This window comes from Kribbella sp. (genome assembly GCF_035655035.1).
Lineage (GTDB): Bacteria > Actinomycetota > Actinomycetes > Propionibacteriales > Kribbellaceae > Kribbella.
On record NZ_DASRVN010000347.1, the window covers coordinates 1 to 9,364 of the forward strand.

9 protein-coding genes are annotated in these 9,364 nt (G+C 69.0%); 4 read left to right on the forward strand and 5 right to left on the reverse strand.

From position 1 onward, the window contains the following. The 5 genes from VFF46_RS19350 to leuA form a co-directional block, all read right to left on the reverse strand. Nucleotides 1–380: ATP-binding cassette domain-containing protein (locus VFF46_RS19350; protein WP_325038555.1), on the reverse strand; the 380-nt coding region annotated here is incomplete at its 3' end. Further along, nucleotides 377–1,453 carry an ABC transporter ATP-binding protein gene (locus VFF46_RS19355; protein WP_325038556.1) on the reverse strand — a complete coding sequence of 359 codons (1,077 nt, stop codon included), beginning with the start codon at nt 1,451–1,453 and terminating at the stop codon, nt 377–379. The genes VFF46_RS19350 and VFF46_RS19355, both read right to left, overlap by 4 nt. A 5-nt stretch (nt 1,454–1,458) precedes the next feature. Further along, complete coding sequence (locus tag VFF46_RS19360) at nt 1,459–2,355, reverse strand: ABC transporter permease (protein WP_325038557.1); 897 nt, start codon at nt 2,353–2,355, stop codon at nt 1,459–1,461. Between the two features lie 4 nt (nt 2,356–2,359). Continuing rightward, nucleotides 2,360–3,460 (reverse strand): ABC transporter permease, encoded by a 1,101-nt coding sequence (locus tag VFF46_RS19365; RefSeq protein ID WP_325038558.1) that lies wholly within the window; start codon nt 3,458–3,460, stop codon nt 2,360–2,362. Between the two features lie 248 nt (nt 3,461–3,708). After that, nucleotides 3,709–5,382, reverse strand: a complete 1,674-nt coding sequence (gene leuA, locus VFF46_RS19370; protein WP_325038563.1) for a 2-isopropylmalate synthase — start codon at nt 5,380–5,382, stop codon at nt 3,709–3,711. Between the two features lie 312 nt (nt 5,383–5,694). Between leuA and VFF46_RS19375 the strand changes: the two genes are divergently transcribed. The 4 genes from VFF46_RS19375 (at nt 5,695) to VFF46_RS19390 (ending at nt 9,289) form a co-directional block, all read left to right on the forward strand. Then, on the forward strand, nt 5,695–6,357 hold the full coding sequence (locus tag VFF46_RS19375) for a response regulator transcription factor (RefSeq protein ID WP_325038559.1): 663 nt from the start codon (nt 5,695–5,697) through the stop codon (nt 6,355–6,357). Then, on the forward strand, nt 6,354–7,790 hold the full coding sequence (locus VFF46_RS19380) for a sensor histidine kinase (protein WP_325038560.1): 1,437 nt from the start codon (nt 6,354–6,356) through the stop codon (nt 7,788–7,790). Before VFF46_RS19375 ends, VFF46_RS19380 begins: the two co-directional genes overlap by 4 nt. Before the next feature lie 66 nt (nt 7,791–7,856). After that, a complete protein-coding gene (locus VFF46_RS19385; protein ID WP_325038561.1) occupies nt 7,857–8,633 on the forward strand; it encodes an EamA family transporter in 777 nt (258 codons plus the stop codon). Further along, nucleotides 8,630–9,289: an alpha/beta hydrolase gene (locus tag VFF46_RS19390; protein ID WP_325038562.1), complete on the forward strand. Its 660-nt coding sequence runs from the start codon at nt 8,630–8,632 to the stop codon at nt 9,287–9,289. The genes VFF46_RS19385 and VFF46_RS19390 overlap by 4 nt, the downstream gene beginning before the upstream one ends. The last annotated feature ends 75 nt before the right edge of the window (nt 9,290–9,364 follow it).

The following is a 9,364-nucleotide window of genomic DNA, read 5'->3' on the forward strand; positions in this document are numbered from 1 at the left end:
AGCAGCGGCGCGGTGAGGGTCTGCTGGATCGTCCGCGTCGGGTTCAGCGACGCGTACGGGTCCTGGTGCACGTACTGCACGCTGCGCCGGAACGTGGTGAAGTCGCCGCGCTTCATCGACCAGATGTCGGTGCCGTCGAACCCGACCTTCCCGCTGCTCGGCCGGGCCAGACCGGCCGCCATCCGGGCCGCGGTGGTCTTCCCCGATCCGCTCTCGCCGACCAGGCAGAGCACCTCGCCGGGGTTGATCGACAGGTCGATGCCGTCGACCGCCCGGATCGGGCCGGCCTTGGTGTCGAACACCTGGCTGACCCCGCCGAGCGTGATCAGCGGCGCGCCCTGCTCGGCGGACTGCTCCGGGGACTTCTCGAGTGCGCTCATGATGCCGTCCCCAGGTTCTCGCTCCGCACCTCACGCTCGAGGTGCACGTCCTTCACGTGGATACAGGCCGCCTCGTGCGCGTCGCCCGGCTCGTCGGTGATCGGCGTCAGCGGCGGATCCGTCGCGTTGCACTCCTCTGTCGCGTACTTGCAGCGCGGCGCGAACGTGCAGCCCGCGGGCAGCGCGGCCAGGCTCGGCGGGCCGCCCGGGATCGACTCCATGTCGGGCAGGTCGCCGACGATCGGCGGTACCGCCTTGATCAGGCCGAGGGTGTACGGGTGCCGCGGGCGGTAGAACATGTCCCGGACGCCACCGGTCTCGATGATGCGTCCGGCGTACATGGTGGCCACCCGGTCCGCGAGCTCGGCGGCCAGCGACAGGTCGTGCGAGATGAAGATCATCGAGAACCCGAGCCGGTCCCGGACCTCGTGCAGCACGTCGACCACGGACCGCTGGGTGAGGATGTCGAGCGCGGTGGTCGGCTCGTCGAGGATCAGGACCTCGGGCTCGAGCAGCAGGCTCATCGCGATCAGCACCCGCTGGCGCATACCGCCGGAGAGCTCGTGCGGGTAGCTGTCCATCACCCGCGACGGCTCCAGCCGGACCAGCCGGAGCAGTTCGCCGGCCCGGTCCTCGATCTCCTGCTTGTTCGCCTTGGTGTGCGCCCGCATCGTGTCGTGCATGTGCGCGCGGATCTTCAGCACCGGGTTGAACGCGTTCATCGCGCCCTGGAACACCATCGCCGCGTCCCGCCAGCGGAAGTCCCGCAGGTCCCGGCCGTCCAGCCCGAGGATGTCGATCTCGGTACCGTCGCCGCGGTTGAACGTGACCTTGCCGCTGGCGTGCCCGAGCCGCGGCAGCAACCGCAGCAGCCCGAGCCCGAACGTCGTCTTGCCGCAGCCGCTCTCCCCCACCAGCGCGAGGCTTTCGCCCGGGTAGAGGTCGAGGTCCACGCCGCGGACCGCCTGAACGGTCGCACCGGCACCGGTCCGGTACTCGACCTTGAAGTCGCGGACCGACAGCAGCGGCTTTCCTTCGCCGCCACGTTTCGCACGAGTGCTCGAAGTAGTCATCGCGATCACCGGTCCCGCAGCCGCGGGTTGAGGATCTCTTCGAGGGATCGCGTCATCATCACCAATCCGACCAGCAGCAGGACGATCGCGACGATCGGGCTGAGGATCCAGCCCAGGCTCGCGTCGTTGAAGATCGCGCCGGCAATCCAGGCGCGGTTGAGCATGATGCCCCAGTTGGAGCCGGTCAGCGGGGCGAGACCGAGCAGGTACAGGCCGACCAGCTGGTAGATCGCGTTGGTGACGCCGATCATGAAGTTCATCAGGATGAAGCTGGCCATGTTCGGCAGGATCTCGACGAACACCACCCGGGCGGTGCCGAGGTCGAGCAGCCGGGCCGCCTCGACGAACTCGCGCTCCTTCAGCGAGAACACCTGGGCCCGGACGGCCCGGGTCAGCACCGGCCAGGACAGGCCGCCGACCAGCAGCGCGAGCAGGATCGGCGAGTCCAGCTTGAAGAACGCGCCGAGCACCGCGAGCAGGACGATCTGCGGGACCGTCAGGAAGACGTCGGCGAGCGTGACCACGACCGAGTCGACCCAGCCGCCGAGGTAGGCGGCCAGCGAGCCGAGCACGATCGCCAGCACGGTCGAGATCGCGGCCGCGAAGAAGCCGACGAAGATCACCGTCCGGCCGCCGCCGATCATCTGGATCAGCACGTCCTTGCCCTCGTTGTCGGTGCCGAGCAAGTGCCCGGGCGAACCCGACGGGAGCAGGATCTCCTTGACGTTCGGCGACACGTCCGGGAGGAAGAACGGCACGATCGCGGTGATCAGCACCATCAGCGCGACGATCAGGAACCCGATGAACCCGGCGGGGCTGCGGCGCAACGACCGCAGGATGCCGGCGAACCGGGAGACGCCCGGCGTACCGATCGCGGCGACGGGGATGGAAGCCTCGGTCATCTCGTCACCCCTTGCCCTTGCCCTGGACCCGGATCCGCGGATCCAGCTGGCTGTACAGCACGTCGGCCAGCAGGTTGGCCACCACCACCGAGATCGTCACGACCAGGAAGATGCCTTGCAGTACGGCGTAGTCGCGGCCGTTGACGGCGTTGTACAGGCTGAACCCGATGCCCTGGTAGCCGAAGATCCGCTCGACAAAGATCGAGCCGCCGACCACGAACCCGAGCGACACCGCGAGCTGGCTGAACAGCGGCAGTACGGCGTTCCGCCCGACGTACCCGGACCGGATCCGGGAGTCCGACAGGCCGCGCGCCCGGGCCACGGTCACGTAGTCCTCGCCGAGGGTCTCCACCGTCGACGACTTCATCACCAGCGCCCAGGAGCCGACCGTGGTCAGCGCGTAGGCCAGGATCGGCAGCATCGCGTGGTAGAAGATGTCGTTCAGGAAGCTGAGGCTGAACGAGGGCGTGACGCCCGGCGTGTACGAGCCGCGGGCCTGGGTCAGGTCGAAGACCTGCAGCTTCACGCCGAGGAAGACCACGATCAGGATCGCCAGGATGTAGTTCGGGATCGCGTGCAGCACCGAGCCGATCGAGGTCAGCAGGTGATCGATCCAGGTCTCCCGGCGGTAGGCCATGATCATCCCGGCCACGATCCCGATGACGAAGCTGAACACCGTCGCCACCCCGACCGAGAACAGCGTCCACGGCAGGTAGGTCTTGATCACCGAGGCGACCGTGGTGCCCGGCGACAGCAACGAGTTGCCGAAGTCGCCGTGCAGCATGTTGACCATGTAGTGGAAGTACTGCGCGATCACCGGCTCGTTCGGGTCCAGCGAGAACAGGTTCTTCGCCTGCGCCGCCGCCGCCTCGTACGAGATACCCGTCTGCGCGATCTGCGTCTGGATATAGGTGTCGACCGGGTTACCGGGTAACAATCGGACCAGGAAGAACGTCCCGGTCGTGACGATGAAGACCGTCAGGACCGCCTTGAACAGTCTCCGCACCAGCCAGGCGTTGACGAACCGCCGTACGGCCGAAGGTCTCGGTTCGACGGCGGGACCTTCGATCAGTTCCGCCGCGGACGTATCGACCGCACCACTCACTGCTCACCTCCACGCGACTACCAGGGAAAGTCGGTGTCGCAGACCCTCTCAGCTAAGACTTAGTAACACTGTCTTGCAAGGATCTGCGCATAGTGACGCTAGTGTGCGCAACCTCAGTCACCGAGTCAACGACTTGAGGCAATCGGTAGGCAACGTTGAGACAACGTTGCGGACCGTGACGCAACGGTACCGGGGAGTACAGGAAATGCCCGCCTCCGACGACGGAGGCGGGCACCTGGTGAGGTTTGTCAGCGAGTGGCGCGGTTGACGGCCGAGACGACGGCCTTCAGCGAAGCAGTGAGAATGTTGGCATCCCGGCCGACGCCCCAGAACACCTCGTCGCCGACCTCGCACTCGACGTACGCCGCGGCCAGCGCGTCACCGCCGGCCGAGAGCGCGTGCTCGTGGTAGTCCAGCACCCGGACGTCGTACTTCAGCGGCTGCAGCGCGTCCACGAACGCCGACACCGGACCGTTGCCCTCACCAACCAACTCGTGGGGCACACCATTGGCATAGACCTGAACCCGGAGCTGGTCGCCGTGACCCTCGCCGGAGGTCGAGTTCACGCTCAGCAGCGACAGCTTGCCGGGGGCAAGGTACTCGGCCGCGAAGATGTCCCACATCACCTGCGGACCGACCTCGCCGCCCTCGCTGTCGGTGTGCTGCTGGATCACCCGGCTGAACTCGATCTGCAACCGGCGCGGCAGGTCGAGCCGGTGCTCGGACTTCATGATGTACGCGACGCCGCCCTTGCCGGACTGCGAGTTGACCCGGATCACGGCCTCGTAGCTGCGGCCGACGTCCTTCGGGTCGATCGGCAGGTACGGCGCCTCCCAGGTGATCTCGCCGACCGGCCTGCCCTCGGCCGCGGCCTGCTTGTCGAGCGCCTCCAGGCCCTTCTTGATCGCGTCCTGGTGCGACCCGGAGAAAGCGGTGTAGACCAGGTCACCGGCGTACGGCTGCCGCTCGGGGACGCGCATCTGCGTGCAGTACTCGACCGTACGGCGGATCTCGTCGATGTCGGAGAAGTCGATCTGCGGGTCGATGCCCTGGCTGAACAGGTTCATCCCCAGCGTCACCAGGTCGACGTTGCCGGTCCGCTCGCCGTGGCCGAACAGGCAGCCCTCGACCCGGTCCGCTCCGGCCATCAGCGCCAGCTCGGTCGCGGCCACCGCCGTACCGCGGTCGTTGTGCGGGTGCAGGCTGATCGCGCTGTGCTCGCGGCGGGTCAGGTGCCGGCTGAACCACTCGATCTGGTCGGCGTACACGTTCGGGGTGCACATCTCGACGGTGGCCGGCAGGTTCAGGATGATCTCGCGGCCCGCGGCGGGCTGCCAGACGTCACTGACCGCCTCGCACACCTCGAGCGCGAACTCCAGCTCGGTGCCGGTGAAGATCTCCGGGCTGTACTGGTACCCGAACTCGCAGTCGCCGAGGATCTCGTCGGCGTACTTCATCACGGTCTCGGTGCCGCGGACCGCGATGTTGCGGCACTCGGCCTTGTCGACGTTGAACACCACCCGGCGGAACAGCGGCGCGGTCGCGTTGTACAGGTGGATGGTCGCCTTCGGCGAGCCCTGCAGCGACTGGACGGTGCGCTCGATCAGCTCCTCGCGGGCCTGGGTCAGCACCGAGATCGTCACGTCGTCCGGGATCACGTCGTCCTCGATCAGGCTCCGGACGAAGTCGAAGTCGTACTGGCTGGCGCTCGGGAAACCGACCTCGATCTCCTTGTAGCCCATCGTCACCAGCAGGTCGAACATCCGCCGCTTGCGGGCCGGCGACATCGGCTCGACCAGCGCCTGGTTGCCGTCGCGGAGGTCGGTGGACAGCCAGCGCGGCGTGTGGTCGACGGACTTGGCCGGCCAGGTGCGGTCCGGCAGGTCGATCGGCGGGAACGCGCGGTAGCGGTGGATCGGCATACCGGACGGCTGCTGCACAGGCTGGGGCTGGTTCTTCGGTGCCACGGTGGTTCTCCTCGGAAGTACGGGTGTCGTGCGGGACGACCGGCGTACGACAGAACTCCGCGGCGAGGAACCGGCCTTGTCAGGCCTCGCCGCGGCAGCGAAGGAGGAGAAGCTGGTGCCGCATGATGCCTGCGAGTTTATGCACAACTCCCCCGGCACGTCGAACCGGGGGTCTCGATTCGCGAGACACGGAGCGTGACGGGACCGTTGCTGAGGATGTGCTGAGGGTTTCGGCCCGGACCCCGCGGGCGGTGCGAGGATGGCCGGATGAGGCCGCGCGTACTGGTCGTCGAGGACGCCGAGCCGATCCGGACCGCGGTCGGGATCGCGCTGACCGAGGCCGGGCACGACGTCCGTACCCGGGCCGACGGTGCCGGCTTCGAGCGGGAGCTCGCGGAGTACCGCCCGGATCTGGTGCTGCTCGACGTGATGCTGCCCGGGCGGGACGGGTTCGAGCTGCTGACGGTCGCCCGTGAGACCTCGAACGCCGGCGTGATCCTGCTGACCGCCCGCGACGGCGTCGACGACCGCCTGCACGGGCTGCGGACCGGGGCCGACGACTACGTGGTCAAGCCGTTCGTACTCGCGGAGCTGATCGCGCGGGTGGAGGCGGTGCTGCGGCGGATGGGGCGGCTGCGGAGCGTTCTCGCGGTCGGCGACCTGGAGGTGGACGTCGAGGCGCGCGCGGTCCGGCGGGGCGGGGCGGAGATCGAGCTGACGGCGACGGAGTTCAAGCTGCTCGCGTTCCTGGCCGGGCGTGCGGAGAAGGTCGTCGGCAAGACGCAACTGCTGACCGCGGTCTGGGGGTACGACGACTACGCGGACAATCTGGTCGAGGTGTACGTGAGCGGTCTGCGGCGCAAGCTGGAGGCGCACGGCCCGCGGCTGCTGCATACGGTGCGGGGGTCGGGGTACGTGTTGCGATCGTGAACCTGTCGCTGCGTGCTCGCGTGACGTTGACCGCGATCGCAGTACTGCTGGTGGTGCTGCCGGTCACCGGGCTGACGGTGAAGGCGGTGTTCGACGCGCAGGCCGGACGGAGCCTGAACTCGTTGCTGACCGGGCGGGCGCAGCTGGCGCAGCAGCTCGCGCGCCAGAACGTTGCTCCGGGCAACTTGGTTCGCCGGGTCGAGGCGAACGGGGTGCGGGTGACGCTGACGCTGCGGAACGGGCGGCAGTTCGGTGCACCGCCGATCGAGGCCGACGGGACGGTGCGGCAGGTACACGCGACGTTGCAAGCCGGGCAGCAGACGAAGGGCGCCGAGCTGGTACTGACCGCTGACACGTCACTCCTCGCCGGCGCGAGCGCGCGGCTGCGGACCGTGCTGCTGCTGTCCGGTCTCGCGGCGATCCTCATCACCGCCCTCGCGCTGGCGATCGGCATGCGCTTCGCGCTCGCACCTCTCGACACGATGACCGCCCTCGCCCGCTCAATTGCCGCCGGCCGCCGCGGCGGCCGCCTGCAACCGGAACGGTCGGACACAGAGCTAGGCCGCACCGCCGTGGCCTTCGACGAGATGCTCGACGCACTGGAGGGCGCGGAGCGGACGGCGCGGCGCGCGGAGGGGCTCGCACGCACCGCCGAGGCAGCAGCACGGCGGTCCGCGGAGACCGCGCGGCAGGCGGAGGGGGCGGCGCGGGAGTCCGAGGAGGTCGCGCGGGTCTCGGAGGAGGCGGCGCGGGCTTCCGAGCAGGTTGCGCGGCGGTCGGAGGAGCGGATGCGGGAGTTTGTCGGGGATGCGGCGCATGAGTTGCGGACGCCGGTGGCCGGGTTGCAGACGGCGGCTGAGGCGTTGATTCAGCTTGGGCCTCGCGCGACTGTCGAGCAGCGTGAGGAGCTCGAGCTCTTGCTCGTTCGTGAGTCGCGGCGGGCGGGGACGCTGGTGGCGGATCTTCTCGAGCTCAGCCGGATCGACTCCGGGCTCCAGCTCCAGTTGGCGCCCGTCGAACTGCGCAAGCTCGCCGACGCCCAGGCGGCCCGGCTCCGCCTGGTCGCACCCGAGGTGGCCGTCGAGGTCCACGGCACCGCGACCGTCACCGCCGACGAGGACCGGCTCACCCAGGTCCTGACCAACCTGGTCGACAACGCCCGCCAGGCCGGCGCGCACGCCATCCGGATCACCGTCGCGGAGACCGGCGTACTGGTGGAGGACGACGGCCCCGGCGTACCGCCCGAAGCCCGCGAGCGGATCTTCTCCCGCCTCGTCCACGGCCCGCACAGCAAAGGCGCCGGCCTCGGCCTGGCCATCGCCCGCGGCATCGCCGAAGCCCACGGCGGCACCCTGACCGTCACCAACCGCGCCGACGGCACCCCCGGCGCCGCGTTCCACTTACAGCTGCCAAGACCCACCCGCCGCCTCTGATGGGTTGACGTCCACGAGAGGTCCTCTGTAGACAGCGTCTACCATTGTCGTGTAGACACTGTCTACGTGATCGCACTCGGGCTGCTGACGGCTTCCGCCGGCTGTCATGCGGCGTGGAACCTGCTGCTCAAGCGCGGCGGGCTCGGCGGACCAGCGTTCGTCTGGTTGTGCGGCCTGCTGACGCTGCCGGTCTCACTCGTCCTCTTGGCCCGCGGACCAGGCCCGTCTGCGTGGGCCGGGCTGGTGAGCATGGCGCTCCACACCACGTACGCCGTCACCCTGCAGAAGGCGTACTCCCGCAGCGACTTCACCGCCGTGTATCCAGTCAGCCGCGGCGCCGCACCAGTGCTGGTGACCCTCGCGACGCTCCCCCGTCCGCAGGTACTCGCGGGCGCGGCGCTCACGCTCACCGGCGTACTGATGCTGGACCGCCTGCACTCGACACGCGGCGTAGGGCTCGGCCTGCTGGTCGCCGCCTGCACCGCGGCCTACACGTTGTGGGACGGATTCGCAGTCACACACCTGCACGTCGATCTGCTGACGTACCTCGCGGTGGGCAACGTCGCGCAAGTAGTACTGCTCGCGCCGATCCTCCGGAACCGCCGCGAGGTCCTGACCCATTGGCGGCAGGCGTTGCCGATCGCCGTGCTGATGCCGGCCAGCTACGGACTGGTGCTGGTCGCGCTGTCGTTCGCGTCGGTCAGCACCGTCGCGGTCGGCCGGACGCTGAACGTCGCACTAGGTGCCCTGATCGGTGCGTTCGTACTGCGTGAACGACCAAGGATTGCCGGGCTGGTCGTGGTGGTGGCCGGCGTACTTCTGGTGAGTAGGACTGATACATGAAGGATCTGGTGTGTCTGCATGCCGGCACCAGCGGCCCGGAGACGTGGGACCGTTTCGTGCCCGGGTTCGAGGCGCTCGGGTACCGCGTGCACTGCCCTGCGCTGCTCGGCCACGGCACCGCGCCCCGACGTCGCCCGTACCGCCTCGACGACTTCCGCGATGAGGTACTGCGCGACCTCGACGGCCTCGGCCGGATCACGCTGATCGGGAACTCGCTCGGCGCGTTCGTGGCCAGCGCCGTCGCCGTCGCCCAGCCCGACCGCGTCGATCGCCTCGTGCTCGAGGAGATCCCGATCCCTCCACGCACCACCGCCGACGGCGCCCCGACCACTAGCGAACTCCCGCGCCTCGCCCTGCTCGCCTCCGGCTGGCTGGCCCGCCGCCGCTGCGACCCCACGCTGCTCCCCGACGTCATCACCGACCTCCGCCGACCGAACCCGACCTGGTGGTCCGGCCTGCCCGCCGTCACCGCCCCCACTCTCATCCTGGCCGGCGGCCCGAAGAGCCACCTCGACCAGACCCGCTTCCGCCTCCTCGCCAGCACGATGCCCCAGGCAACAATCACCACGATCGAAGCCGGCCACCGCAGCCACACCCACGCCCCGGACCGGTGGCTCGCCGAGGCGAAACCGTTCCTTGCCTTCAAGAACGGTTGAGCTCCTAAGGTTGCGGTATGACGGAAACTCTTCTGGACCGGGTCGGTACGCACGGGCTCGGCGTGCTGGTGACGA